The following is a 24,583-nucleotide window of genomic DNA, read 5'->3' on the forward strand; positions in this document are numbered from 1 at the left end:
GCGGCTACATCGCACCCTGCTGGATGAACACTTCCGTATCAAGGGGAGGACAACCTGGTATGAGTCGGTAGAGCAGATGCAGACAGACCTGGACAGCTATCTGGATCACTACAACACCCAGCGGCCACATCAAGGCAGGATGATGGAAGGACAGACTCCCTACAGCATGTTCAAAAAGGGTCTGAAATTGATACCGAAGGAAGTGCGCACTAAAGTAGCGTAAACAAGACACCGGTTTGAGGCCGGTGTCAGGTGATAACTAGATCTGTACAGTCATGGCGTATCACCTCTGTTGAGTGAGATTCTTTGCGGGAATCAATCAGCAGGATACGCCACCTCTTCTATCCCTCCGTACACCAGAAATAACCGTAACTCTTAGGAACAGTTATTTAGTGCTGAGCGCCTTTCCATTTTTCCACTAGCTTCTCATTCATTTTGAAATCAATTACGTTTGGCGAACTTTCAATTGCTGCCTTTTCAGCATTACGCTCTTTCTGTTTTTCATATTTGGCTTTCAGATTGCTGAATACCATTTTTGGCAACAAAACACAGCTGGCAAACAGAACATGTTTGGCACCATCGTAAATGATATTTTCAATAAATGGTTTATAGCTTTCATCACCTGAAAATTGAATGGCAACTGCGATGAATTCAGCAACGACGCTGCCCTCTCGTGCCTCTTTCAGCGCCCAGACAATACCACTCTCTCCCTCTTTATATAGAGGGATGTCAAGTTCTTTGGTGACTTGTTCAAGCTCTAAAAGAGCTGTAAGCGTAGTGTCTAACACGCTGGAAGAAACCACGCCAAGCTCTTTTAATTCATTGTGACAGGCAGTTGTCAGCAACGAATCTGGACTAACCTCATATGGCGCATTAGTTTTAAAAGTAATCGCACCTAATTCAACCACGTCAGGTAACGATAATACTTGTTTGGCACGATATAATTTAATATCACCAAATGTTAAAGGTTCCGGTTTCAGAAGCTGGCTATCTGCTGAGAATACAACATTTTCATCGATTATAAAGTTTTCATTCTGATTGAGGATAAACTCTTTAAGGTACTTATCAATATGCATATTGAGCTTGAATGTAGAAATTGTTGTCCCTTCAATACGCTCAAAGAAAAGCTTCGCCTTGCTTTTATCAACTGTTGACTTCAAATTATCAAAATAGCCAAAACGGTTAATGTTGTGTGCATTAACGTCGCCGTTCATTAATTGAAGAAGCAAATCCTTGTCTAACCCAAGCGCCTCAACAATACCAGCAATCCGCGACTGTTCAGCCTGATTCTGGTAGTCATTGATGTAGTCTCTAAACGAATGACCATCAATTAATTTAGCATCACCACGCTGCAAATCATGTAAAAAGAGCTTGGCGTATCTTTGCTCGCCTTGGGTGAGCGATGCAAACGACTTGTGTAGCTCATTTAGTGTCGTTTCAACACTTGCAGAGTCTTTGTGTTGATTCAACTCCTTTAAGTATTTATCAAATCGGCTGTTCATGTAGTCGGCATCAATTTTGCCGGTATCTATTTCTGTTAAATAGCCACTGATATCGAAAGGAACATCGCCGCCATCTGAGCCGCCGCCATCATCTTTATTCGCTAGCTCTTTGTAACGCAAGGCCAGCACCAAGTAGGTTTGTTGTTCGATGGCGAGCAACACTTCCCGATCAATACCGCCATCCTCTTCTGAGGCGTCAGTAAATGTGTAGACAGACTGCCCCCAATGCATTCCTTGCACTTTGGCAGCTTCCAGATGCTTGTTCAAATCATTAAATAGCTGGGCAAACTTGGCACAGACTTCAATATCTTCTGGCAATTTTTCAAAATTTCCGACGCCAGCGCTAACAAACAGTTCGGTAATCTCTTCCGCTAGTTCATTCATCGCTTCAAGGTTGTTTGAAAGTCTGTCAACAAATAAACCGATGGGTTTGTCGCCGGAATAGAGTTTTACCGCGTCGTTAATGTGCTGTTCCATGGTGTGTGGATAGCGGTAATAACGAATGATGCCGTGAGGCTTGTCAGGACCGAACAGGCGATTGGTACGCGAGAAGGCTTGAATAATATTCTGGTACTTAATCACTTTGTCCAAATACAACGTATTCAGCCACTTAGAATCAAAGCCAGTGAGCATCTGATCGACAACAATCAACAGGTCCAGTTGTTTTGCTGGCTCGGTATGAATACCCTCGTAGGGTTTCTTATGAGCAAGTCGGGCTGCTACATCTTTTTTAAAGGCTGCATGGCGGGCAAAATCAAAATCGTGCCCGTAACGGGCGTTGTAGTCGCCCATAATTTCTTCTAAACCATCACTTTTAAAGGTTGGGCCACGGTCACCGCTGCCGTCGTTGTCAATATTGGGGTCAAAGAGAGCAGAGATTTTCAATTCAGGTTTGGCGGCTTTCAAGCGGCGGTAGTAGTCAATGGCTTCCGCGATACTATTTGTGGCAAAAATGGCGTGGAATTTATTGCCTTGGCTAAGTACATCCCATTTATCCAAGATGTCACTGACGACTTTTTCTTGGTGAGTGTCAGTTAAATATTGGCTTTTGGGGACATAGTCTTCGATGCCTTTATGATATTTACCTGTGGCATCTTTGTAGCCTGCCATCGGCACGTCATTCATAAAGTGATTAAATTTTTTCTTCTTGACTGGATCTGCCATCGCATCAGTCACCGAGTCAGCCTTGGCTTGCTCTAATGCTACAGCTTGTTTTAGATCACTGTCTCGAAAGGTGGGCACTTTATAAGGGTCAAATCCCAACACGTTTCCATCACGGATACCATCAGCGATGCTGTAACGGTGCAGCTCGTCACCAAACACATCGGTGGTGGTATTGTTATTAACCTGATTTTCTTCATGAATCGGCGTACCGGTAAAACCAAAGAAAAGGGCTTTAGGGAAGGTTTTTTTCACCCTTACCAACATGCCTTCTTTGTTTTCTTTGCCCCCACTCATGGTCGAGCGGTGTGCCTCATCAATAATAAACACCAAGCGTTTCGCCCGAATTTTATCTATGTCGGCTGAATTAGTTGCAGTGCCCTCATCATCCACCTCTTCAAAAATGTTACTCATTTTCTGGATTGAGCTAACAATGAGGGTATCAGCAGGATCGGTGCTCTTTAACTTGGTCACCAGCACATGAGTATTTTCAGTGGCTTGTACCACTTCCCCGTCGCCAGCAAAACCTTGGTATTCAAGGAGTGATTGAGTGCCAAGCTCAATTCTGTCCATTAAGAAAATGACTTTGTCAGCATCTTTTGATTGAGCGATCAACTGCGCCGACTTGAAGCTCGTCATGGTTTTACCCGAGCCTGTGGTATGCCACACATAGCCACCCAGTCTGGCTTTATTATTTACCCCCCCTAGTTGATTCCAGCTCGTTTTGGCAACGCGGTCCGATATTGCGTTCGCGGCGTAATATTGATAACTACGCATGACTTTCAGTACGCCATCGGTATCATCGGCCACGGTATAAAAACCAATCAACTGGTGCGCCATCGGGATGGATAACAACGTAGAGGCAATGTCTTTCCAGTGGTTCACTCGCTCGTTATTAAAATCGGCCCAATTGAACTGGTAATCTGGGTTAAACTTGCCATCTAGCCCTGGGTTGGCAAAATATTTTGCCTCATTGGGCTCCATTGCGACAAACACCTGGATCAGCGAAAACAGCCCGCTAAACACGCTCTCTTTACTGTATTTCTCAATTTGGTTAACTGCTTGGCTTACTGGCACGCCGCTGCGCTTAAGTTCAACATGGATCACCGGCATGCCGTTAATCAGTAGCAGCACATCACCACGTCTGTCATTACGCAAGGGGCTGCCGCGTTCAAACTTAGGCTGTTGTACAATTTGGTAGCGGCTTTGGCCTGCTGCAATTTCTTGACGATCATAGATCTTCAAGCTGACTTCTTTGCCATAGTGCAGCGTGTCATCAGGGTTATCGCGCTTAATGGCTACCGTTTTGCCATTGATTAGCCCGTTGAGTTTAAGCGGTGTTTTGAGCGCTTTAATCTGCTCAATAATCTGCTGCATTTCCGTTGCCGTCAGCGGCACATCATTTAAGCGGTCTTGCTGGCGATTGTTTTCAAATAAAATGTTCGCCCAGTTTTGCAGTAAATCCGCTTCTGTTTTGTTTCTAAGTACTTCAGATTCCCACCCTTTTTGGGTAAGCACCTCAATAAAGGCCTGCTCAAATTGTGCTTCAGTTTTAAACGTGGTCATGGTTGTGCTCCCTGCTAGACAAACATTTTGCTCAAGCAGGCCTGCTTGATGTTAGTCAGTTTGGTGATTTGTTGTTGGTGCTGGTTTATCAGCGCATCGAGCTTTTGGAAGTACCCACCTATTGCAGCTTGTTCTTCCACTTTTTTGGGAAATACTATATAGGTATTCTGTATTGCAGTTTTTGATATTGATAGTACTTTTGTACCTTGCATCAACGATAAAAGCTGATCGTGGAATGAGACTGAATTCAAATAGTATCCTAGATATTTTGAGGCAAAGAGCAAAATAGGCCTTACTGCAATAGTGTGTAATCCAGAATAAACCAAAAACTCACCTACATTGAATAGCTCTAAACATTTACCAACAGTATTATCCTCGGCCGCATCAGCAATGACTATGTCACCATCCTGCAAAGCAGTATGTTTTAGTTTATTAGATACATCATTATTTGTAATAAATGGTATCAGTTCACTCTCAGCATCCAGAGTCTCACCGAACTTAATTAATACGTCTCCATAATGAATGTTTTTTGCTATTCCAGATTGGTAGTTTAGTTCTGCCCTAGAAAGAGTATTGTTTGGTACATTGGCAAAGCATGACCTAAAGGGCATTTCTTCCCACTCCCCACTAAACCCTTTAAAGCGGATTTCTGGGATGGTTTTGCCTTGTTTGGGGAACATCTTTTCCAACATGGCTTTTTTAATGTTGCTGAGCTTGTCATGCTTTTGTTGATGTTGGTTGATTAGGTTGTCGAGCTTATGGAAGGTGTTGCCGATGGCGGTTTGTTCTGCTCTTTCACAATTGTTTATTGGCGTCGATTTTGCCTGCTCAATGGTGTAGTGTGCAATCGTACCTATATGCGAGATACTTTTGATGTATTTTTTAAAAGTTTCACTAAATAGGAAGGTATAAAGAAAATAACCATCAAATTTCTGGTCATTCTTAAACCATAGTAAATCGGCATCCTTAAAATATAAAGGCTCGTCATTTGGTACTAAAAAGGGGATACCAATAGATCCACCACCAGTAACAAGTAGGTCGCCACTAGAGACCTTACCAATTTTCCCTGTTAACTCCTTATAGACATCATAAGAAATAAAAGCCTTAGTGTTTTCCTGACCTTTGTATATTGATACGACATCACTGGTTCTAAAAAATGGAACCCCTGATTCAGTCCATTGTTCTTTATGAACTCGTGCGGCAGAACGAATATCTAGTAGCTTACCAAGGTTGTGTTGCACCCACTCATCACTAAACCCCTTAAACCGAATCTCAGGCACGTTATTTTCAACACTCATCTTATTCGCCCTTTAATAACTTGGTGAGCTCATTCAAGCCTTGCTGATCAAACTCATTACCAGTCAGTTCGCCCATCATTTTCGCCAGCTCTTGCTCGGTGGTTTTGATTTCATTCGCTACTTGCGAATAAGTCACCGCGTATTTATCGGCAAGTGCTTGTACTTGGCTGGTGAGCTGGCTTATCACAGCGCTTGGCATAGCGGCGAGCTCAAGGCTTAATGGCATGATCCATTTTAAGTGCAGCAATTCGTTGACTTGATCAATGGTTAAGTCTTCGATGGTGGTTTTAGTTTTTAAGTGCAGAGCAATGGCGGCTTCTTTGACCGCTTTTTTCAGGGCTTTTTCTTCGTCAATGAGTTTACTCACCGCGATGATTTTTGCTTCGTAGCTTTCGGCTGAGAACTTGGTTTTGGTCTCTTTTTGCTCTTTTAGGAAGGCTTTAGCCGCCTTGGCGACGTCGGCATTGGCAAAGCCATCTTTGCTTTCTTTTACGGTGTCTTGCTCCTTTTCCTCTTCGCTGAGGGATTCGAGAATTTCCTCAAGTGAGCTGGCGATTTTTGCCAAGCGGTCTTCTTGTTTTGCCAGTGCCGCCAAGTCATCGCTTAGGTGCGTTTGTTGTACTAAATCAAAGGGCATGATGTGGCCTTTCCAGCCATCTTGTACTTCGGTGTCATTGCCCTTAACTTTTTTGACCACAATATTGGGGTCAACTTGCTTAGTTGCGGCAAAACCCTCTGTTTGCATCATTTCCAAATCGGCACTGATAACTTGCCATTGGTTGCTTAAATATTGATAGGCTTGGTATTTGTCGATAAGGGCAATGGGGGCCAGGCGATTAAATAACTCAGTGCTTAATACTGTCTCTTGCTGGTTGCGGTTAACCTCTTTCCAGCCTTGAATAAGTTCGGTGTGTAAATAGTTATCAAAGCTGAGATCGCCATTGATGCCAGCAAAGGCTTGGTTGTAAGCGCTAATAAACTCGATAACTTGTGGGTGCTGGGTAATGGTTTTGTTGACGTCTTGTTTGGCAATAGCCAATTTACTGTAGGCGGCAGACTTGGCCACAAACAGTGCATCGTGCAGTTGCGGGAATGCTTGCCAATACGGGTGTAACTGCGCAATCTCGCTATTGGGTATGCCACCTAGCATAGTGGCGTGTAAATCCCAGCTTTCAGCGGCCGGGGACGAGTCTACATAACGCGGTATGTTTAAGTTGTAGTCATTGTCGCGCAGGGTTTGTTTACTCACTACCTGTGAGAATTTATCGATGCTTTCGCGGTTAATGACCGCATCCACAATACGCTTGATGTCACAGGCTTGCAGTTTGTTGTTTTTGCCTTCTTTAACGAAGTGCTTGGAGGCATCCACAATCAGCACATCGGTATTTTGTCTTTTTTGTTTGAGCACCAAAATGACGGTAGGAATACTCGTACCAAAAAAGATATTGGCCGGTAAGCCGATAATGGCATCAATGTGGTTCTGTTCAATCAATTGCTTGCGAATTTCGCCTTCTTCACCGCCACGGAACAACACACCATGGGGCAATACAATGGTCATGATGCCATCGGGTTTCAGGTGGTAAAGGTCGTGCAGTAAAAAGGCAAAATCGGCTTTGGTCTTGGGTGCTAAACCAAAGCGCGAATAACGCGGGTCACTCTCTTTGTGGCTTGGATCCCAAGCTTGTGAGTAAGGCGGATTGGAGACGACCGCATCCACATACAACGCATGATAAGTGCCTTGAGGGTCGTTCTCATCAAAGTAGGGCCAATCGTCTTCTAAGGTATCACCGTTACGGGTTTTGATATTGCTGGCTTTTATCCCGCGCATGATCAGGTTCATACGGGTAAGGTTGTAGGTGTTCGCTTTTAGCTCTTGGGCATAATAGATTATGCTGTCTTTGCTTTTGGCGTATTTTTCAACCGTTTCACCAATATTGATCAATAGCGAGCCAGATCCCGACGTTGGATCGTAAATCTCGATGGTGTCTTTGTGCTTTAACTCGTGAGCGATGATGTGCGACATCAGTACCGAGACTTCATGAGGCGTATAAAACTCTCCGGCTTTTTTTCCGGCATTAGCGGCAAATTTTTCAATCAGGTATTCGTAGATGTAGCCCAGCACGTCATAGCCTTGCTTGCCGTTCATTGGGATACTTTTGATCAAATGCAGTAGGTCACTAATGGCTTTTGTGCGCTTACCCGCGCTTTCACCGAGTTTGCTTAGGCCTGTTTCCAGGGTGGTGAAAATACCTTCAAACAGTTTTTTGTAGGTAGGCGAAATCAAGCGACTAAACGCCGAGAGTGCATCGCGCACGTCGGACTCGTAAAAGTCGAATTTTGGATCAATCCAGGTTGAAAACAGGTTATCGTAAGCGATGAAATAGCCTAGATTCTCTTGAATGTATTTGACTGTGTCTGCATCTTGTTCGTGTAGGGCTTTAATGTCTTCAGGGGTCATGCCCTCTTTGGTGACAAACTGAACTAATTGGTCGCTTAGATACTTGTAAAAAATGAAGCCCAATATGTAGTCTTTGTATTCGTTTGCTTCGATTTTTGAACGCATCTGGTTAGCTGATTCCCAGATTTTGGCGGCCAGTTGTTGCTTGTTCATGATATTTCCTATTCTGTGACCATGTCGAACCAAAGATAAATGTCGGATTGATCAGGTGTGTTGATCAGCGCTTTCAAGTCATCGGGGTTGTAGTCTGATTGACGGCCATGGTGACCCTTGATGCTCTAAAGCTGTATCACTCCCACTGTAGGGAGAGCAGTGTTCCTATTCGAGTGGGCACAATGGTAAACCATTGATGCAGCAAGACACGATACCCAATGTTTCAAAATCAGAACGGATTGTAGAGGACGAAGCCGCGAAGCAGTACAAAATCAAAACAAGCCACCCTGTGGATGGCTTGAGATTGATGACTGCTCTTCCCGTTCTGCCAGCGATCTCCCCCTCAGTGCTGAAAACCAGCTGCTCCAGGGGGCGGATATCCATCAGTGCCAGGGCATCTTGTAGACGCAGGGTGACCTCGATATCTGCCCAGTTGGGGGCCGGGTATCCCGACGGGTGGTTATGCACCGGCATCAGGGCAGCAGCATTGTGGCGCAGTGCCCGCTTGACGACATCGCGGGGGTAGACGGTCGCAGCGGACAGGGTGCCAAGGAACAGCTCCTCGTAGGCCTGGATCCGGTGCTGGTTATCGAGGAACAGTGCGGCAAATACTTCGCGATCCCGTGTTTGCAGCAGTCCTTGCAGGGCCTGATGGGCCACGTGTTTATCGGTGATGGCGACTCCCTCGGAGTTCTACGGACAACAAAAAACCCGCAAGACGTTGAATCTTGCGGGTTTTTGTACTTCTTCGTTCCCGGCCGGAACATTGTTTGGTGGAGCTGGGGGGATTTGAACCCCCGTCCAAAATTACTACATCCTCGGTACTACATGCTTAGTCACTCTTTACATTCGCCAACACGCTGCGGAGAGACACGCCACGCATTGACTAGCTCGATTGGTTTTAATGCTTCCGCCCCGAGCAGGACTTCCACACGATCCTGTGAAGGATGACCTTCCATTTCCCTAGGACACAGGCAAGCTAGGGGAGAAGGGCTCAGCGCAGGTTATTAAGCTGCGAGTGCGTAGTTTTCGTCGTTTGCGACTATTTTTTTGCGGTTTATTAACGAGGCCTACCGCACCTCGGCATGCACCTTGGGTTTCGTGAATCTTGTCGAATCCAGAATCAGCCCCAAGTTGTCAAAAGGGATTGTACGCAAAAATCCTGTCATGGCAAGGCGTTGATGGCAATCGACCGGCCTTGGCCGGTCGATTGCTGGTTTATTGGTCGCCGCATGGGGGCCGGCGGCGCACAATCAACCGCGGTGCTTGTTCTTCATGATGCGGGCTTTTTCCCGATCCCATTCCCGTGCCTTGGTGTCTTCCCGCTTGTCGTGCTCTTTCTTACCTTTCACCAGGCCGATCTCGACCTTGACCCAGCACGCTTTCCAGTAGAGGGCCAGCGGCACTATGGTGTAGCCCTGACGAGCGGTCAGGCTCTCGAGCTTGTCGAGTTCACGGCGACTGAGCAGCAATTTGCGGGTGCGGGTCGGATCGCATACCACGTGGCTGGAGGCGGCGTTCAGCGGCAGGAAGCTGGAGCCGAACAGGAAGGCTTCCCCCTGCATGAAGATGACATAGGCTTCGCTGATGTTGGCCTTGCCCGCCCGCAGGGACTTCACTTCCCACCCTTGCAGGGACAGGCCGGCTTCCACGCGCTCTTCGATGAAGTACTCGTGACGGGCGGTTCTGTTGAGTGCAATGGTGCTGGACCCGGCTTTGTTTTTACTGTTTTTTTTGCTCATGACGGGGGCCTTAGGCAATGTTTAGGAAGGCGCATTATACGTGGGTGGCGGCGGCTGTAAAACGCACAGCGCTCCGAGTGGCGGCTTTGTGAGCAGTTCGATGACGATTTTGAGGGAAGGGCGGGGCGAGAGCGGACCACACTGTCCGGAAAGTGTGCGATTGCCCTGCTTGGTGACCCGCGAACAGTTTCGGCGGTGATTTTGGCTGACAAGGTGATAAAATCGGGCCGATTGGATGAGGAAAACCCATGCCCCGTATTACTCGCAGTGCCCTGGTGATGTTCAGCGCGGAACAGATGTTCCGGCTGGTCAATGATGTTGATGCCTATCCTGAGTTCCTGCCCGGCTGTGTCGGCAGCCGTGTTCACGAGTCGGGTGAAGACTACATGATGGCCTCGGTCGATGTGGCCAAGGCGGGTATCGCCAAGACCTTTACCACGCGCAACCAGCTCGACGCCAATCGCACCATCAAGATGGAGCTGGTGGAGGGGCCTTTCAGCAAGCTGGCGGGATGGTGGACCTTCACACCCCTGGACGTGGATGCCTGCAAGGTGGAGTTCGATCTCGACTTCGAGTTCACCTCCAAGCTCATTGAGCTGGCCTTTGGCCAGATCTTCCGCGAGCTGGTGAGCTCCATGGTGCTTGCCTTCTCCAATCGTGCCAAGGTGGTTTACGGTGTCTGAGCTCCTCAATATCGAAGTGGCCTATGCCCTGCCCGAGCGGCAGACGGTGCTGTGCATCCGGGTCGCGCCCGAGACCAGCGTGCTGGCGGCCATCGAACAGTCCGGCATCCTGCAAAAGCACCCGGAGATCGACCTGTCGGTCAACAAGTTCGGTATCTACAGCCGTCCGGTGAAGGGCACAGAGTCGGTGCAGGAGGGGGATCGCATCGAGATCTACCGCCCTCTCATCGCCGACCCCAAGGAGATGCGCAAGAAGCGGGCGGAAAAAGCCAAGGAAGAGGGGCGTGCCGATGTGGTCACCGGCGGGCGGCCCGATGTGCACCGCAAGCGAGACGATGCCGGCACCTGACGGGTGATGGGTTGTGACAAGGGGCGCCGTGGCGCCCCTTTGTGATCGTCTCGCCCGGCACGGGGCATCACAGGGTGAGCAGGCGCTCGTTTTCCACCGTCTCTATCCCGCTCTCCTGGATGGCAAGGCGCGCCATGGCGTGCGCCACCTGACTGGCCTCGATGGCACGCCAGCGGCGCAGCGACCCGCGCAGCAGGGGCTTTACCAGCGGATAGATGGCCTGGATGATCTGCTCCGAACGGCGCGCAGGTTCTCGATGGCCGAGCAGCATGGCCGGGCGCAGGATGACGAGCCGCTGCCACTCCTGGGCCAGCAGGGCCTGCTCCATCTCGCCCTTGGTGCGGGGATAGAGGGCAGGGGAACCCGGGTTGGCGCCCAGACTGGAGACCACCAGCAGGCGGCGGCAGCCGTGGCGACGGGCGAGCGCGGCAAAGGCCAGCACATAGTCGAAATCGACCCGGCGAAAGGCCTCGGCCGAGCCGGCATCCTTGCGGGTGGTGCCAAGGCAGCAGAAGGCAATGTCCACAGGGGAGGGCAGCGTCAATCTGTCCAGCGCGTCGAACGAGGTGGGCAGCCAGGTGCGTCCCGGAGCGGGATCGCCCGGTTTGCGGCAGAGCAGGAGGAGGTCGTGCTCCGTCCCCAGCTCGCGCAGCAAGGCTTTGCCAATCAGACCGGTGGCGCCGGCAATCAGGAATCGACTCATGATGATCTCCTCGGGGCAATGAGGCATCCAGAGTGTGGCCCGGCGACATCACCGGGGCCAGAGAGAACAAAACCGGCAGAAGCCGGTTTTGTGATGTCATCTAGAGCGGTGTGGTGAAGGCGGCAGGGAGAGGGAAATCACCGGTCACGGTGGCCAGTCTGTCACCCACGAAGTTGAGGGTCAGCTCCTTGCGCTCCTTGTCGCCCCGACCGGGCTGGAACTCATAGAGGTAGTACCAGGTGTTGGGGTCAAAGCTGTCACGCAACATGGGAGAACCCAGCACGAACTCGACCTGTTCGCGGGTCATGCCCTGGCGCAGCTTGTCGACCTGCTTTTGTTCCACATAGTTGCCCTGGGGAATATCGATGCGATAGACCAGGCTGCAACCGGACAGGGTGAGGGCGGTCAGGGCCGCGGCAATCAGGTGTTTCATCCGCATATCGGGTTCAGATCATCCATACAGTCTTTTTAGCTCGGCAAATCATACCCACTCCCCGTGCGGAAGTAAAAAGCCATTGATCCATCAGCCAATAAAAAGGGCCGCGTGGCGGCCCTGGCAGATCTTGCCCCCTTACATGGCGGCGCGGAAGATGGCGACGATCTCCGCGTGAGTCGCCTGCCTGGGGTTGGTGAGACCACAGGCATCCTTGAGCGCATTGGTGGCCAGCACGTCGAGGTCGTCGGCCCTGACCCCGAGCTGCTCCAGACCGGCGGGGATCTTGACGTCGCGAGCCAGTTGCCGGATGGCGTCAATGGCTGCCGCCGCACCCTGCTCATCGCTCATGGCGCTCACATCCACCCCCATATGACGGGCTACATCCTTGAGCCGGCCGGCGCAAACCCGGGCGTTGTAGGCCTGGAGATGGGGCAGCAGCACCGCATTGCACACCCCGTGGGGCAGGTCGTAGAAGCCGCCGAGCTGGTGAGCCATGGCGTGCACATAGCCCAGGCTTGCGTTGTTGAAGGCCATGCGGGCCAGGAACTGGGCATAGGCCATCTGCTCGCGGGCATGGAGATCCTCCCCCTGATGCACGGCGGTGCGAAGGTGTTCGGCAATCAGTGCGATGGCCATCACGGCGCTGGCATCGGTGACCGGGGTGGCGGCGGTGGAGACATAGGCTTCGATGGCGTGGGTCAGGGCATCCATGCCGGTGGCGGCGGTGAGGCCGGCGGGCTTGGCCAGCATCAGTTCCGGGTCGTTGACCGACATCAGCGGCGTGACGTGTTTGTCGATGATGGCCATTTTCACCTGACGGGATTCGTCGGTAATGATGCAAAAACGGGTCATCTCGGAGGCGGTGCCGGCGGTGGTATTGATGGCGATGAGCGGCAACTGCGGCTTGGCGGAGCGATCCACCCCCTCGTAATCCTTGATGCTGCCCCCGTTGGCGGCCACTAGGGCGATGCCCTTGGCGCAGTCGTGGGGTGAGCCGCCGCCGAGCGAAATGACGCAGTCGCAGCCGTGGGCCCGGATTATCGCAAGACCCGCCTCGACGTTGGCCACGGTGGGATTGGGTCTGGTCTCGTCGAACACCACGGCACCGATGCCGTGCTCGGCCAGGAGGGCGGCAAGCCGGCCCACCACGCCAATCTGGCCCAGGATCTTGTCGGTGATGTAACCAGTCACCAAGAGTGAGAAAACCGGGAGCAGCCGAAAGCAAGTGGGATCTCGTGGGACAAACTCAAGGCTGATAAGGCTTAGAGGGGGATCGGAAGGTTCTAGGTGTGGGCGGCGCCAAAATGAAAGTCAGCGCACCCAATCAGGAATGAATGCGCCAAGAATGAAAGATCAGATTGGCCCCGTCAGAACGGAATCCTAGATGTTTAATGGCGGATTAAACAGCCATCACAATGGCTGTTAGAAAATGGGATTAGGATGTTCCTGGTTAAAAAAAATCGTGCCCCAGCCAGACTACCTTGCCGATGATGCTCAATGACTCCAGCTCGTTAGGGAGCACGGAAAGCGTCTCATACCCTGCCTTGTTATCGCTGATGATATTTACCCCACCATCGACCCGCTTCTGCAGCCGCTTGGCATAGAGCTCATCCCCCAGGCGCAGCACGAACAGGCCTCCGTCCTGGATCTGGTTGCGGCTCAGATCTACCAGGATGGAATCGCCAGAATGAATAGTTGGCTCCATGCTGTCACCCTTGGCGAAGACGACGGCCAGGTTGTCCGGGTTGAGCTGGCGGAACTTGAGCCACTTGCGGCGAAAGGCCAGCTTGCGTTTAACCTCATGCTGGTCATTGAACGTTCCGTGCCCGGCACTGACTGCGATGTGGTAGCCATCGATCAGCGCATATTCCTCTTCAAACAGAGCCTTATCCAACCCATCAGGGTTGAGGCTCTCATCTTGTACGTCTTCCTTTGGGCCACGGCCAGTTGCGAGCCAGTCAATTCTAACCCCTGCGGTGTCTGCGATCTTGATGAGCTGGCTCATGTTTGGCTCAGAACGACCATTCAGATACTGGCGCAAAGTGGTATCAGCCATCCCTGCCCTCAACGCAAATGAGCGCGCGCTTTCCGTCCCGATAATCGATTCAAGTCTGTTCTTGAATTCACTTTCCATAAAAGCCCTCAAGAAGGAAAGCGTGCTTTCTTTTGGCGCGAGCACTTTCCATTGTTTAACTCATTGATTCATGAGGAAAAGAACAAGAAACCTCAAATGAGTGAATGCGTGAAAAGAAAAGAGTGAATCTTTCCATTGCAAGAGTTTTTGAGTTGATCAATGCTCTCAATTGTTCGCGCAATGCGCGAAAGATTTCTCAAATTGTATCACGGTGACCCCATGAGCATAAGTACAGCCAACCACATCTACGGAGAGCTTAGGAAGCGTGGTTACTCCGTAAGGAACTGGGCCATTGAACGTGGTTTCAGCCCCCGCACCGTACAGGAGTGTATTCACACTTATGCCCCTTGCAAGCACCGGCAGCCAGCCGATGGCACTGTCTCATCGCGAATCATGGCGGGATTGAGTGAAACCCTTGGCGTGGCTCTGTATGGAGATGGCAAATGAAAGAGTGGTTCACATCCATGGAGCTAGTCAGTTTGCCGGGTATGCCTACTACGGTACAGGGCGTGCGATACCGCGCAAGATCTGAGCAGTTCAGTTCACGCAAATGTTCGGATGGCAAAGGCAGTGAGTACCACATAAGCTCGCTGCCCGCAGAAACCCGGCGCTACCTAGCAGAGCAGGCTGTTGCCCTGCAGGGACAAACGGTGACCGATCATGCGGCCGGCGGCAAGGCAATGGCCAAGCTGCTTGCTCGTGAAGTGCCAGTGAAGCCGGATGCGGGCCGCAAATTGCTGACCCTGGGCGCCGCCGCCCGCAAGAAGGTAGATGCCCGGCTGTTGATCCTGCAGGCCGCCGATCTCTTCCTGGCTCCTTATCAAGCATGTCAGCAAGGGGAGGTGGGGCGCCGCGCCTTTATCGAGGCATACCGCACCCGCAGCCTGTCACTCCCTGCGAGCGTCTATGAGCAGCAAAAGCCGTTCAGCCTGATCACCTTGCGGCGCTGGCAAGGCACCCTGGCGGATGCCGGTCCAGCTGCTCTGGCGGGCAATTACCAGCGGGAGCGGCCATCCAGCGTTGAGCAAAGCCCGGATCTGGCCCGATTCCTCACGGCATTGATCACCGCCAAACCGCACTTGGCCAACAAGTGGGGGGCGCTGCATGAGTTGGCGACCCAGTACAGCGAGATGAACCAGCTTGGCTGGCAGATCCCCAGCCAGTCCTCTTTGCGTCGCTGGCTGGTCAAGTGGTTGGCAGAGAACAAGGTGGCCTTTACCTATGCCACCAACCCCGACGCTTACAACAACAAGTACCGCACTGCCATCGAAGAGATGTACCCCTGGATGGGCCAGCCCAACGACGTCTGGGAGTTCGACAGTACCCCTGTCGATGCCATGTTGGTGGATGGCCGCCACAGCATCATCGCGGTGATCGATGTGTTCACCCGTCGGGTGCGGTTGTTGGTGGCCAAAACCTCGTCGAGCGAGGGGATCTGCCTGCTGCTGCGTAAGACCCTGCTGGCCTGGGGCACCCTCAACGACAACGGGGTGATGCGTACCGACAACGGCTCCGATTACGTGAGCCAGCGTGTCATGTCTATCTGCACCCTGCTCGGTATGAACGTCAGCCGCTCCAACGCCTATTCGGGATGGGAGAAGCCGCATATCGAACGTTTCTTCCGCACTCTCTCCCACGGTCTGATCGAGTTGCTGCCTGCCTATGTCGGGCACTGCGTGGCTGACCGTCAGGTGATCGAAGCTCGCAAGAGCTTTGCCGAACGGCTGGAGGAGAAGCGCAAGCCCAATGCAGAGAAGGAGATCTACGAGCTGGCCATGACGGCGGCCGAGCTGCAGATCTTGCTCGATGACTGGCTCGATGCCCGTTACCACAACCGCAAACACAGCTCACTCGGGATGACTCCCAACGAGAAGTACCAAAGCGCCCGCTACCAACGCCGCGCCATTGTCGATGAGTCGGCGCTGGATCTGCTGCTCAACCATATCGGTGAGGCCACCGTTTCCAAGGGCTTTATCAAGGCCGGTGGCCTCAAGTACAGCGCCCCGGAGTTACTGGAGAACAGTTGGAAGAGCCAGCGGGTCAGCGTGTTCCTCGACCCGAGCGACGTGGGTCGCGCCATCTTGTACCGCACTGGCGACTGGAACGAGCGGATCGAGGCCGTGAACCTCGACCTGCTGGGCAATGGCGTCAGCCCGGATGCCTTCCGTGCGGCCAAGCGTGCAGATGCCAAGGCGCTGGCCAGCTTTCGCCGTGAGATGCGCAGTCTCGCCAAGACCTTCGGCGTCAACGAGCTGCATCAGGATGTGGTGCGTCACTTCGTTGACCAGGCCCGTGATGTGGCCCAGTTCCAGCGCGGTGATCTCGGGCTCGATAACCCGGCATTGGCGGCGCTCTCAGGCATTGCCTCACCCAGTGAACCGGCCCAATTCAGCGCGGCAGAGCTGGCTGCGATAGAAGCACGCCGCGAAGAAAAAACGGCCCGTGCCCAGGCGACGGCCGGGCAGGAATCCAGGGCGCTCAAGACCGAGTACGAACAGGCCATGTATCTGGCCGAGAAGGAGTTGGATACCCCGCTCGGCGAGCGGGAGAAGGAGTGGCTGACCAAGTACCTCTACAGCCACAAGCTGATGGCGAAACGGATTATCCGCCATCTGGAAAGTATCAGGGCCACTCGCAACGCCCATGCAAAAGGTTAGCAAGCGGCCCTGTAAAACAACCTCATAAGGACAAAAAGACTATGAAACACAAGATCGTCGAAGTCAAAAACATGATCAAGACCGAGCAGTTGCTCGACAACCTGCTCAACCGTTCCAGCATTGTGCCGGGCATCGGCCTGATCCATGGTCCCTCGGGCTTTGGCAAGACCACCGCCGTGGAGTGGCTGTTCAACCAGGACGAGGTGAACGGCATCTATGTGCGCTGCTACAAAGCCGACACCGTGACCAGCTTGCTGGAGCAGATCGCCAAGGAGATCGGCATTCCCCAGCGCCACAACCTGCGGGCCCAGGTCGATAGCATCGTCGAAGCGGTGCGGGCCGAGGAGCTGGCCATCTTCGTGGACGAGGCGGATTACGTGGTCGGGAATGCCCGCATCATGGAGACCCTGCGCGATATCTATGACGCCACCGAACAGCCGCTGATCCTGGTGGGGATGGAGGAGATTGCCCGTCGCATCAGCCAGCGCAAGCAGCTGTTTAACCGCATCTCTCAGTGGATCGAATTCAAACCCGCCGACCTGGAAGACGTCTCCCTCATCGCCAACGAGATGCTGGAGGTGGACGTGGAGATTGACGACGCCCTGCTGGATCTTATCCGCAAACGCTCGAACGGGGTGGTGCGCACCATCGTCTCGGCCCTGGACAAGATCGAGAAGATGGCCATGGCCTCTGATGCCCGGATTATCCGGCTGGAGGACGTGGACGCCAGCGAACTGCTGCATGACGTGCGCCGCAGCCGGTAGCCGCGAGGACTAGCAAATAACAACAAAGCACGGGAGGGATACCAGTGGTTGATATCAACGATAAGTCCAAGACGGAAGAGGCTTGGTTGTGGATGTGTAAACAGGACTCGTTCGATATGAGTGAGTTACTCGCAGCGACAGACGTTAAGCAAGCAAATTTATATGCCCTGATGCGTCGTTGGTTAGCGAGCGGTCATCTCAGTTGCGTTGTAGAAGGGCCGTTGCGCCAAAGAGAGGTGTTTGGCTGCAATCGGTATCAAGTTTCGGATGTGAATGAACCACCCAAATTTGGCACCAATCAAGGAACTTGCATCTCTCGGAAGAAACGGAAAAGCCGGCGCAAGACCAGCCAACAAAAGATGTGGAACACCATGAAAATCAGTCGGGTGTTCACGTTGACGGAATTGGCGATGACCTCGAATTCAACCAGTAACCATGCAGGCGTTTATGCAAAGGCGTTGGCCAAGGCTGGTTACGTAAAAGTTCAGGCCAAAGCCATGCCACATCGTGGAGAGGTCGCCAAGTACCAGTTGCTGAGAGATACAGGTCGCTTTGCCCCCATTGTCCGCCAAAACGGTTGCTGGGATCAGAATCAGCAGCGGCTCTATCCGTTCCTGGTTGAGGAGGAGAAACATGGACACGTGGCTTGAGGTATTGCAAGCCGAGGTTGGGGCCAGCTCGTTGTCCGTGGTGGCCGAGAAGCTCGGTCTGTCCCGCACCACGATAAGCCTGGTCTGCAACGAGAAGTACCCAGGAGATCTGGCCCGGGTGCAGAAGCTGGTGGAAGGCAACCTGATGGGACACAAGGTGACCTGTCCCATTTTGGGGGAGATCCCGGTGCATCAGTGCCTGGCGTTTCAGCGCCGAAGAGCGGATGAGGTCGGGACCAGACCGATGGACATCAAGCTCTGGAAAGCCTGTCACAGCGGCTGCCCCCATAGCCAGCTCAGTGAGGATCAGCAACTGCGTCGGCCGATGCGGCTGGCCGTCGAACAAGTTGGCAGAGGCGTGGAGAAGGGCGCCCGCTATGACGCCGAGGCCACCCTCTCCAGGTTGCGCCGCCAAGCGAAAAGCGATGGCGAGAACGCCAGCAGCAGCTTGCGCATCTTGGCTGAGCTGCTGGCCGAGGAGCTCAAGATCCTGGGCATCAAATACAACCGGCTGCTCGACAAGGTTGAGAAGCACGGCCAGTAAACCAGCGGGCTCGGGGTGTGCGGTGGGCCCAGTGAGACATCACAAGGAGAACGGGATGAACAGAAATCTGCAGAAGACCGCCGAGCAGTTGCGGATCTGGCTGACGGCGAAAGGGTGCAAGGTGAGTACCAGCCGGGTATGCCATACCCCCTTGCTGGCGGTGACTGGCCCCTTGCCCGAAGCGATGACCAAGCGGGCTGTGTGGGGGCGGGAGTGCCTCGCGGGTGTGGTGCGGGATGTCGCCATCGTGCGCTTTGGTGGTTGCCTGCTGCACTGGCGCCAGTAAGAGAACCAACGGGATTTATCAAGGAGAGCCTTATGCAAGAAGCACAGACCAGCAACACGACCCCGATGCGGCAGAACGCCCAGGGGCACTGGGTACCGGACACCCTCATCTCCCCAGCGGACAAACTGCGCGATGAGGTGGTGATGGCCATTATCGCAGCGGCCCGCGAGCAGCGCTCACTGCTTGCCGCCTTCAAGATCGACGCCATGAAGCAGATCGCCGACTTTGTGGACCTCTCGGCCGAGCAGTACGGGGTGGCCTGGGGCGGCACCAAGGGCAACGTCACCCTGCTCAGCTTCGACGGCCGCTACAAGCTCATTCGAGCGGTGGGGGAGCACCGCAAATTTGATGAACGGATCCAGGCGGCCAAGGTGCTGATCGATAGTTGCATCGAGCGCTGGAGCGACGGCGCCAGTCCTAAGCTGCGGGCCCTGGTGGACCACGCCTTTCGGGTTTCCAAGGCCGGTCATATCGACGTAAACCAGGTGCTCTCCCTGCGTCAGCTCAACATCGAGGACGCCGACTGGGAGCAGGCCATGCAGGCGATCGCCGATGCCATCCAGGTGACCGGCACCAGCCAATACCTGCGGCTCTACGAGCGGGACGGCCAGGGCCGTTACGTTCAGATGAGCCTGGATCTGGCCAAGTTATAAGGGAGGAGTGCGCGATGGAAATCAACGTAGAACAGGCCGAAGAGCAACTGCAGCTCTGTGAACATATCAGCGAGACCGAAGGCACCTGCTATCCCGATGACACCTATGAGGATGGCATCAAGGCCGCGTTGTTATGGGTGCTGGGGCTGGGCCCGGCGCCGTTGAGCGAAGAGGAGTACCAGGATCTGATGCCGCTGCAGTTCGAGCAGTAACAGTGCGAAACAGGGCGGCTGCGCCGCCCTGTCTGCCCGGCGTGGTGGCCGGGTACTGATGAGCAGCCGACCTGGGCCCAGGTCTTCACCGCCTCGAACAAGGAGCACGGCGATGACCAAAACAGAGATGGATATTCGGCTTACCAAGATATTCAGCGCGGCCGCCATTGCACAGGCGACCCCTGATAAACGGGCTGTGTGCAGACAGCTCAAGCAGTTTGATAGAGAGGCTCGTGCCCAAGGGCTGTTTGCCCTGGCAGGAGAGGCCAGCCAGATGCGCTGGCAACTCGTGGCAGAGCTGCAGCAAGCCAGAGCAGCAGAGGTCACTCATGGCGGCGTCTAATTGGCAGGCCCTGCTGGCCTATGTGATGAAGTTTGGCCCCTTGAACCAGCAAGGTGCCGAGCAGTGGCTCGATAGTCATTGCCCTGAGTGGCGCAATGGAAACGATGTGCCTGCCGGTCAAATCTGGGTGGCAAAAGTGGGGAGAAGTCATGACAGCAAGCAATGAACGCACCCGCTTGATCCGGCTGGTGCAGGTGGGCCGCCGCTCCCTGGGGCTGGATGACGAAACCTATCGGGAGCTGCTGGCCCAGCAGAGTGGCAAACGCTCTGCGGCAGCACTGACGATCCAGGAGCTGGACAAGGTGCTGCAGGCCATGAAGGGGGCAGGGTTTAAACCGACGGTTAAACGCTCGGTAAAGGGGGGAAAACAGAAGCGTTTAAGCCCTGTTCGTGGCACGCCGGTCAAGACGGCCGAGATAGGGGTGATCCGGGCTATCTGGATCACTATGCACCGCCATGGCCTGCTGCGTGATGGCAGCGAGACGGCGCTCAATCACTATGTGGAGCGTCAGACGGTGCGGATAAACAACGGGGTGGGTGTGGCCGAGGTGGCTTGGCTCAGTGAGGTGTTGGCTTATTCGGTGCTGGAGTCCCTCAAGCACTGGCATAAGCGGGAGATGGTCAAGGCGCTGCAGGCGGCCAAGAAAACTGTCCCCATCAATGAGAAGACCGGGCGGGTGGCAGGCTATCAGGCCGTTCTCGGGGCGTTTGAGGAGATACAGCATGGATAAGAACTTGGACTTGTTTGCCGACGATCATGAGTCACTGGGTCAGTTGGTGGACCGGTTGGATCAGATCCCTGTGGCCGAGCTGACTGCCAAATGGCCCAAGGCGCTGGCCGAGCTGGTCGATGTGCTCGCCTGTGAGCTGGGGCGCGGCGGGATGGCGGCAAATAAGGCCTTGGCCCAGGCCCGCAAGCTGGCATTGGTGCAGGCTCACTATATGGGGGGCCGTGCCTACTACATCCCCACCGGCGATCATCTCAAGGCCGCGCTGCGCGACCGGGCCATCTGGGATGAGTTCAACGGCCGCAACATCGACCAGCTGGCACGCAAGCACGGGCTCTCGGTGCCCCAGACCTATGCGGTGGTGGCAGAACAGCGGCAGCTGACACGGCGCCGCCATCAGCCTGACTTGTTTGGGCATCAATAGTGAACTAATTCACAGAACGTAAAAGCCCCGTTACAGCGGGGCTTTTACTATTAATAATTCAATTGGCTTTGTTTTTAATGTAGTTAGATAAATACGGAGAGTAATTGGCAACGTCGCTATAGTATGTGATACGTGCAATCACTTCGACGCTATGCCTTAGTCTCCAGTTAATTATTAGGAAAACAATCATCAGTGTTGAAAAAGTCACTGATATCAAAACCAACATGAAGCCTTGCAGAGAAAATAGGATATCCCAAAAGGCTGAAAAAGAGAGCGATAGTTCTTGTTTTTGATCCCAAGGTAGAAAGCTTAATGGATATATAACACCGGCATAAAACAGCATGAGTACAGCGAAAATAGAAAAACTCACTAGATTCACGGAATCAGCCCCTCCTTTCAGCTCGGCATTCAACGCATGATTTCTCTTGGCTTGACGCTCTATCTTTACCACTAATTGGTCAATGGCTTCCCGTTCCTCGTTCAGATTTGCTCGTAATTCTGGGGATGTAAGAATCGAGAGATTTACCGTTCTCTGATGTTCAAACGCTAAACCAATACGAAATGCAGCAGACCGTTGAGATTCTTCTGCTTGCTTCTTCGCTTCTAATTTTCCCGAAAGTTCGGCTACTTTATTAGCCATCGCTAGCTTTACTTCTTCACAGTTTTCAAATGGAGAGAAATTGTACTTTGATATACAATTATCTAAAGATGGAAGCTCTTCAGTTTCCCAAAAATTGTCCGTAATCTCATTCAACGCCTCTTCTCTTGTGCGTTCATTATACCACTTGAAATATCGAACATTAGTCTCCGCAGCGGCTGATTCTGAATCTATTAAGTGATGAGTAGCTTCATTTTTCAATTTAGCAAATTCAGACTGATTAGATACAATTTTGGTAATTAAAAAAGCGGCAAAGATGCCGACGATAGCACCTGAGGTCTGACTGATAGTACTAAAAAAAACATTCCAATCCACGATAACTCCCTGATTAACAGTGTGTTTTTATGTTTATCTAGTCATGTCGACATGTATGGGACGCTATCACATTCATTTGGCCCCATAAAGCTACATATTCTAGGGGTTATGTATCAAATGCGGAGATATAAGGAATTATTCCCACTAACCTACCATAAACCCCTGCCATTAAGGCCCCTCGGTACGCTGCGATAACGCAGTTAATCGAGGGGCCTTTTATGTTGCCTGATACCTACCCCATAGCGCTTGCCTGGTTGCTCCGTCCTGATGTGGAAGGGGGCGAGGTCAACCACCCGGCCGACCGTGGCGGCCACACCAAGTTCGGCATGGCCGATGCCGCCGACGGCAAGAAAGACGGCATGCTCGATCTCGATCGCGATGGCAGGCCGGATATTGCCGTCGGCGATGCGACCCCTGCCCACGCCCAGCTGTTTTACCGCGCGAACTACTGGCTGCCAGCCCGTTGCGACAGGGTTGATAGCGTCTGCCCGCTGATTGCCATCGCCCTGTTCGATGGGGCCGTGCATCACGGCCCTGGTCGCTCGGTGCGCCAGTTGCAGCAGGCGCTCGGCGTCATGGTCGATGGTGTGCTGGGCTCGCAAACCTTGCGGGTGCTGGCCGCCAAGACGGGGCGGGACGGTGGTCGGGCCCTGCTGCTCACGCTGCTTGAGATCCGCGCCGGCTTCATGCTCGGCATCGTGCGCAAAGACCCGAGCCAGTGGGCCAATGCCCATGGCTGGATCAACCGCCTGCTTCGCCTGCAGAGCTACCTGCTCTCGACCCGGTTCGGTGAGGGGGCTGCATGAGCAAACCCAGCCTCATCAACAAGCGCCGCCAGGCGTTGCAGGGGATCCAGGCCGCCGGCTATTTCGGCATCCCCGAACTCAAGAACCCCCGTTACCTCGCCTGCTTCAAGGATGGGCGCCGCGCCCATCTGAAGGCCTATCTGGCCGAACCCGCCTCCATGGACCTGGAGACGATCCCGCTCTACAGCCATCACGCCACTCGCCAATCCCTGTACGAGCAGGGCTGGCGGTCGGTGGGCGAGCTGGATCGCCTGCGGGCCCGTGCCCGTCTTACCCCAACCCAACCTAAGGAAGCCCATCATGCCTGATTCCCTGTTACCCCAAGCAAAACCTGCGCTCAGGAGCCGCGCCGTCATCGGGGGCGTCATCGCCGTGGGGGCCGGTATCGCCGGCCTGTTCGGCGTGTCGATCGATACCGGTACCCAAGCCAGCCTGGTCTCCACCGCCGTGGATCTGGCCAGTGCCGTCGGCGGCCTGCTGGCCATCTGGGGGCGCCTCAAGGCGACCCACGTCATCAAATAAGCCATCAAGTAAGGCAGGAGACACCCTTGAGCGACCCCATAGACCGCGCCCAGCAGCTCGACGCCGAGCGGACCGGGCGCCTTATTGACGCCCACCGGGCAAGGCCCAAACCCCGTGGCGATGGCATCTGCTGCGATTGTGATGAGCCCATCCCGATTGCACGGCTGCATGCCGAACCCGATGCGCCGCGTTGCATCGAGTGCCAGACCCTATTCGAGCGCAAGGAGGCAATCCGTGTGGGATTTCATCGTTAAGAACTGGGGGCCCCTGTACGCCCTGGCCAGTCTGGTGGGGTTGATTGTCATCATCCTGCTCTCCAAGACCTATGCCAAGCGTGAGGATGTCACCGGCCTGGCCGCCAGGGTGGCCAGGGTCGAGCAGCAACTCTCGGATCTGCCGACCGAGAAGGAGCTGCACACCCTGCAACTGGAGATAAGCGAATTGCGCGGCGAGCTGCGGGCACTGGCGCCGGAGCTGCGCCAGGCTCGCCGGCTCGCCGACCTGCTGCTGGAAAATGAACTCAAGGAGAGACCATGAGCATTCAAGGAATATTGGACGCCCAGCAACGCCTGGTGATCTTGCGATCCTTGCTCGATATCGGCGGGGCGGCCAACGAATCGATCCTGAATGACTGCCTCGACCAGCTGGGTACCGGCCGGGTGTCCCGGGATCGGGTCAAGACCCTGCTGGCCTGGCTGGATGAGCAGGGGCTGGTGCGCATCGAGAAATTGGCCCAGGTGCAGGTGGCCCATCTGACCGGCCGTGGCCAGGACGTGGCCGAAGGGCGATCCAGCGTGCCTGGCGTCAAGAAGCCCCGTGCCGAAGATTGAGGGAGG

At 53.6% G+C, this 24,583-nt stretch carries 28 protein-coding genes, 2 other RNA genes and 1 pseudogene; 20 read left to right on the top strand and 11 right to left on the bottom strand.

Going from position 1 to position 24,583, the window contains the following annotated elements; genetic code table 11:
* Positions 1 to 223: integrase core domain-containing protein (locus AB5Y89_RS12495; protein ID WP_368223883.1), on the top strand; the 223-nt coding region annotated here is incomplete at its 5' end.
* A 166-nt stretch (positions 224 to 389) separates the two neighbouring features.
* Here AB5Y89_RS12495 and AB5Y89_RS12500 read toward each other — a convergent pair.
* The 6 genes from AB5Y89_RS12500 to smpB all read right to left on the bottom strand — a co-directional run bounded on the left by AB5Y89_RS12500 (position 390) and on the right by smpB (position 9,880).
* Complete coding sequence (locus AB5Y89_RS12500; RefSeq protein ID WP_368223884.1) at positions 390 to 4,229, bottom strand: HsdR family type I site-specific deoxyribonuclease; 3,840 nt, start codon at positions 4,227 to 4,229, stop codon at positions 390 to 392.
* A 14-nt stretch (positions 4,230 to 4,243) separates the two neighbouring features.
* Positions 4,244 to 5,527 (bottom strand): restriction endonuclease subunit S, encoded by a 1,284-nt coding sequence (locus AB5Y89_RS12505; protein WP_368223885.1) that lies wholly within the window; start codon positions 5,525 to 5,527, stop codon positions 4,244 to 4,246.
* Between the two features lies 1 nt (position 5,528).
* Entirely contained in the window at positions 5,529 to 8,138 is a 2,610-nt protein-coding gene (locus AB5Y89_RS12510) for a type I restriction-modification system subunit M (RefSeq protein WP_368223887.1), read from the bottom strand.
* Between the two features lie 165 nt (positions 8,139 to 8,303).
* Positions 8,304 to 8,798, bottom strand: coding sequence for a JAB domain-containing protein (locus AB5Y89_RS12515; protein ID WP_368223889.1), 495 nt, complete (start codon positions 8,796 to 8,798; stop codon positions 8,304 to 8,306).
* 111 nt (positions 8,799 to 8,909) lie between these two features.
* Positions 8,910 to 9,269: a transfer-messenger RNA gene (ssrA, locus tag AB5Y89_RS12520) on the bottom strand.
* Between the two features lie 122 nt (positions 9,270 to 9,391).
* Entirely contained in the window at positions 9,392 to 9,880 is a 489-nt protein-coding gene (gene smpB / locus AB5Y89_RS12525; RefSeq protein ID WP_010673973.1) for an SsrA-binding protein SmpB, read from the bottom strand.
* A gap of 248 nt (positions 9,881 to 10,128) precedes the next feature.
* On the opposite strand from smpB, the gene AB5Y89_RS12530 reads away from it, so the two are divergent.
* Together AB5Y89_RS12530 and AB5Y89_RS12535 are read left to right on the top strand one after the other, a co-directional pair.
* A complete protein-coding gene (locus tag AB5Y89_RS12530; RefSeq protein ID WP_010673974.1) occupies positions 10,129 to 10,563 on the top strand; it encodes an SRPBCC family protein in 435 nt (144 codons plus the stop codon).
* Positions 10,556 to 10,912 (top strand): RnfH family protein, encoded by a 357-nt coding sequence (locus tag AB5Y89_RS12535; RefSeq protein WP_039039886.1) that lies wholly within the window; start codon positions 10,556 to 10,558, stop codon positions 10,910 to 10,912. Before AB5Y89_RS12530 ends, AB5Y89_RS12535 begins: the two co-directional genes overlap by 8 nt.
* Before the next feature lie 67 nt (positions 10,913 to 10,979).
* Here AB5Y89_RS12535 and AB5Y89_RS12540 read toward each other — a convergent pair whose 3' ends face one another.
* The 4 genes and pseudogenes from AB5Y89_RS12540 to AB5Y89_RS12555 all read right to left on the bottom strand — a co-directional run bounded on the left by AB5Y89_RS12540 (position 10,980) and on the right by AB5Y89_RS12555 (position 14,185).
* A complete protein-coding gene (locus AB5Y89_RS12540; RefSeq protein ID WP_201935455.1) occupies positions 10,980 to 11,615 on the bottom strand; it encodes an NAD-dependent epimerase/dehydratase family protein in 636 nt (211 codons plus the stop codon).
* A 100-nt stretch (positions 11,616 to 11,715) separates the two neighbouring features.
* Entirely contained in the window at positions 11,716 to 12,054 is a 339-nt protein-coding gene (locus AB5Y89_RS12545) for an outer membrane protein assembly factor BamE (RefSeq protein WP_029314185.1), read from the bottom strand.
* Between the two features lie 132 nt (positions 12,055 to 12,186).
* Positions 12,187 to 13,230, bottom strand: a pseudogene (gene yiaY, locus AB5Y89_RS12550) (L-threonine dehydrogenase); the annotation flags it as partial.
* Positions 13,231 to 13,501: 271 nt separating this feature from the next.
* Entirely contained in the window at positions 13,502 to 14,185 is a 684-nt protein-coding gene (locus tag AB5Y89_RS12555) for a helix-turn-helix transcriptional regulator (RefSeq protein ID WP_109421871.1), read from the bottom strand.
* A gap of 443 nt (positions 14,186 to 14,628) precedes the next feature.
* On the opposite strand from AB5Y89_RS12555, the gene AB5Y89_RS12560 reads away from it, so the two are divergent.
* The 11 genes from AB5Y89_RS12560 to AB5Y89_RS12610 all read left to right on the top strand — a co-directional run bounded on the left by AB5Y89_RS12560 (position 14,629) and on the right by AB5Y89_RS12610 (position 21,446).
* Positions 14,629 to 16,842, top strand: a complete 2,214-nt coding sequence (locus AB5Y89_RS12560) for a DNA-binding protein (RefSeq protein ID WP_368223891.1) — start codon at positions 14,629 to 14,631, stop codon at positions 16,840 to 16,842.
* Positions 16,843 to 16,883: 41 nt separating this feature from the next.
* The gene (locus AB5Y89_RS12565) at positions 16,884 to 17,606 is read left to right on the top strand and encodes an AAA family ATPase (RefSeq protein ID WP_010673988.1); all 723 of its coding nucleotides are present in this window, start codon (positions 16,884 to 16,886) and stop codon (positions 17,604 to 17,606) included.
* 44 nt (positions 17,607 to 17,650) lie between these two features.
* Positions 17,651 to 18,256 (top strand): hypothetical protein, encoded by a 606-nt coding sequence (locus AB5Y89_RS12570; protein WP_043133130.1) that lies wholly within the window; start codon positions 17,651 to 17,653, stop codon positions 18,254 to 18,256.
* A complete protein-coding gene (locus AB5Y89_RS12575; RefSeq protein WP_368223893.1) occupies positions 18,240 to 18,800 on the top strand; it encodes a transcriptional regulator in 561 nt (186 codons plus the stop codon). Before AB5Y89_RS12570 ends, AB5Y89_RS12575 begins: the two co-directional genes overlap by 17 nt.
* A gap of 55 nt (positions 18,801 to 18,855) precedes the next feature.
* Positions 18,856 to 19,086, top strand: coding sequence for a hypothetical protein (locus AB5Y89_RS12580; RefSeq protein ID WP_010673991.1), 231 nt, complete (start codon positions 18,856 to 18,858; stop codon positions 19,084 to 19,086).
* 32 nt (positions 19,087 to 19,118) lie between these two features.
* Positions 19,119 to 19,739, top strand: a complete 621-nt coding sequence (locus tag AB5Y89_RS12585) for a DUF3164 family protein (RefSeq protein WP_368223895.1) — start codon at positions 19,119 to 19,121, stop codon at positions 19,737 to 19,739.
* 14 nt (positions 19,740 to 19,753) lie between these two features.
* A complete protein-coding gene (locus AB5Y89_RS12590) occupies positions 19,754 to 19,951 on the top strand; it encodes a hypothetical protein (RefSeq protein WP_368223896.1) in 198 nt (65 codons plus the stop codon).
* Between the two features lie 2 nt (positions 19,952 to 19,953).
* An RNA gene (locus tag AB5Y89_RS12595) (hammerhead ribozyme type II) lies at positions 19,954 to 20,023 on the top strand.
* A 40-nt stretch (positions 20,024 to 20,063) separates the two neighbouring features.
* The gene (locus AB5Y89_RS12600; protein ID WP_368223898.1) at positions 20,064 to 20,294 is read left to right on the top strand and encodes a hypothetical protein; all 231 of its coding nucleotides are present in this window, start codon (positions 20,064 to 20,066) and stop codon (positions 20,292 to 20,294) included.
* 149 nt (positions 20,295 to 20,443) lie between these two features.
* Entirely contained in the window at positions 20,444 to 21,025 is a 582-nt protein-coding gene (locus AB5Y89_RS12605; protein WP_368223899.1) for a gp16 family protein, read from the top strand.
* Complete coding sequence (locus tag AB5Y89_RS12610; protein ID WP_368223901.1) at positions 21,018 to 21,446, top strand: Mor transcription activator family protein; 429 nt, start codon at positions 21,018 to 21,020, stop codon at positions 21,444 to 21,446. Before AB5Y89_RS12605 ends, AB5Y89_RS12610 begins: the two co-directional genes overlap by 8 nt.
* Before the next feature lie 58 nt (positions 21,447 to 21,504).
* Here the strand turns inward: AB5Y89_RS12610 and AB5Y89_RS12615 are convergent, their stop codons facing one another.
* Positions 21,505 to 22,419, bottom strand: a complete 915-nt coding sequence (locus AB5Y89_RS12615) for a hypothetical protein (protein WP_368223903.1) — start codon at positions 22,417 to 22,419, stop codon at positions 21,505 to 21,507.
* A 218-nt stretch (positions 22,420 to 22,637) separates the two neighbouring features.
* Here AB5Y89_RS12615 and AB5Y89_RS12620 point away from each other — a divergent pair, with 218 nt between their 5' ends.
* From AB5Y89_RS12620 to AB5Y89_RS12645, 6 genes are read left to right on the top strand one after another with little or no spacing between them, the layout of a single operon-like run.
* Positions 22,638 to 23,225 carry a glycoside hydrolase family 108 protein gene (locus tag AB5Y89_RS12620; RefSeq protein WP_368223904.1) on the top strand — a complete coding sequence of 196 codons (588 nt, stop codon included), beginning with the start codon at positions 22,638 to 22,640 and terminating at the stop codon, positions 23,223 to 23,225.
* On the top strand, positions 23,222 to 23,533 hold the full coding sequence (locus AB5Y89_RS12625) for a hypothetical protein (RefSeq protein WP_336593112.1): 312 nt from the start codon (positions 23,222 to 23,224) through the stop codon (positions 23,531 to 23,533). Before AB5Y89_RS12620 ends, AB5Y89_RS12625 begins: the two co-directional genes overlap by 4 nt.
* Positions 23,526 to 23,747 carry a hypothetical protein gene (locus AB5Y89_RS12630; protein WP_368223906.1) on the top strand — a complete coding sequence of 74 codons (222 nt, stop codon included), beginning with the start codon at positions 23,526 to 23,528 and terminating at the stop codon, positions 23,745 to 23,747. The genes AB5Y89_RS12625 and AB5Y89_RS12630 overlap by 8 nt, the downstream gene beginning before the upstream one ends.
* Positions 23,748 to 23,773: 26 nt before the next feature.
* The gene (locus AB5Y89_RS12635; protein ID WP_042074576.1) at positions 23,774 to 24,001 is read left to right on the top strand and encodes a TraR/DksA C4-type zinc finger protein; all 228 of its coding nucleotides are present in this window, start codon (positions 23,774 to 23,776) and stop codon (positions 23,999 to 24,001) included.
* Positions 23,982 to 24,284 (top strand): DUF2730 family protein, encoded by a 303-nt coding sequence (locus AB5Y89_RS12640; protein WP_081332095.1) that lies wholly within the window; start codon positions 23,982 to 23,984, stop codon positions 24,282 to 24,284. The genes AB5Y89_RS12635 and AB5Y89_RS12640 overlap by 20 nt, the downstream gene beginning before the upstream one ends.
* Positions 24,281 to 24,577, top strand: coding sequence for a hypothetical protein (locus AB5Y89_RS12645; RefSeq protein ID WP_010674005.1), 297 nt, complete (start codon positions 24,281 to 24,283; stop codon positions 24,575 to 24,577). Before AB5Y89_RS12640 ends, AB5Y89_RS12645 begins: the two co-directional genes overlap by 4 nt.
* Positions 24,578 to 24,583 lie beyond the last annotated feature (6 nt).

This window comes from Aeromonas sp. s4 (assembly GCF_040907855.1).
Classification (GTDB): domain Bacteria; phylum Pseudomonadota; class Gammaproteobacteria; order Enterobacterales; family Aeromonadaceae; genus Aeromonas; species Aeromonas caviae.

Coding starts and splice junctions, on each gene's coding strand:
- AB5Y89_RS12500 (WP_368223884.1), bottom strand. CDS start 4,229: ATGACCACGTTTAAAACTGAAGCACAATTTGAGCAGGCCTTTATTGAG.
- AB5Y89_RS12510 (WP_368223887.1), bottom strand. CDS start 8,138: ATGAACAAGCAACAACTGGCCGCCAAAATCTGGGAATCAGCTAACCAG.
- AB5Y89_RS12580 (WP_010673991.1), top strand. CDS start 18,856: ATGAACAGAAATCTGCAGAAGACCGCCGAGCAGTTGCGGATCTGGCTG.
- AB5Y89_RS12630 (WP_368223906.1), top strand. CDS start 23,526: ATGCCTGATTCCCTGTTACCCCAAGCAAAACCTGCGCTCAGGAGCCGC.
- AB5Y89_RS12575 (WP_368223893.1), top strand. CDS start 18,240: ATGGACACGTGGCTTGAGGTATTGCAAGCCGAGGTTGGGGCCAGCTCG.
- AB5Y89_RS12585 (WP_368223895.1), top strand. CDS start 19,119: ATGCAAGAAGCACAGACCAGCAACACGACCCCGATGCGGCAGAACGCC.
- AB5Y89_RS12555 (WP_109421871.1), bottom strand. CDS start 14,185: ATGGAAAGTGAATTCAAGAACAGACTTGAATCGATTATCGGGACGGAA.
- AB5Y89_RS12605 (WP_368223899.1), top strand. CDS start 20,444: ATGACAGCAAGCAATGAACGCACCCGCTTGATCCGGCTGGTGCAGGTG.
- AB5Y89_RS12560 (WP_368223891.1), top strand. CDS start 14,629: ATGAAAGAGTGGTTCACATCCATGGAGCTAGTCAGTTTGCCGGGTATG.
- AB5Y89_RS12590 (WP_368223896.1), top strand. CDS start 19,754: ATGGAAATCAACGTAGAACAGGCCGAAGAGCAACTGCAGCTCTGTGAA.
- smpB (WP_010673973.1), bottom strand. CDS start 9,880: ATGAGCAAAAAAAACAGTAAAAACAAAGCCGGGTCCAGCACCATTGCA.
- AB5Y89_RS12610 (WP_368223901.1), top strand. CDS start 21,018: ATGGATAAGAACTTGGACTTGTTTGCCGACGATCATGAGTCACTGGGT.
- AB5Y89_RS12565 (WP_010673988.1), top strand. CDS start 16,884: ATGAAACACAAGATCGTCGAAGTCAAAAACATGATCAAGACCGAGCAG.
- AB5Y89_RS12530 (WP_010673974.1), top strand. CDS start 10,129: ATGCCCCGTATTACTCGCAGTGCCCTGGTGATGTTCAGCGCGGAACAG.
- AB5Y89_RS12625 (WP_336593112.1), top strand. CDS start 23,222: ATGAGCAAACCCAGCCTCATCAACAAGCGCCGCCAGGCGTTGCAGGGG.
- AB5Y89_RS12540 (WP_201935455.1), bottom strand. CDS start 11,615: ATGAGTCGATTCCTGATTGCCGGCGCCACCGGTCTGATTGGCAAAGCC.
- AB5Y89_RS12505 (WP_368223885.1), bottom strand. CDS start 5,527: ATGAGTGTTGAAAATAACGTGCCTGAGATTCGGTTTAAGGGGTTTAGT.
- AB5Y89_RS12600 (WP_368223898.1), top strand. CDS start 20,064: ATGACCAAAACAGAGATGGATATTCGGCTTACCAAGATATTCAGCGCG.
- AB5Y89_RS12545 (WP_029314185.1), bottom strand. CDS start 12,054: ATGCGGATGAAACACCTGATTGCCGCGGCCCTGACCGCCCTCACCCTG.
- AB5Y89_RS12620 (WP_368223904.1), top strand. CDS start 22,638: ATGTTGCCTGATACCTACCCCATAGCGCTTGCCTGGTTGCTCCGTCCT.
- AB5Y89_RS12645 (WP_010674005.1), top strand. CDS start 24,281: ATGAGCATTCAAGGAATATTGGACGCCCAGCAACGCCTGGTGATCTTG.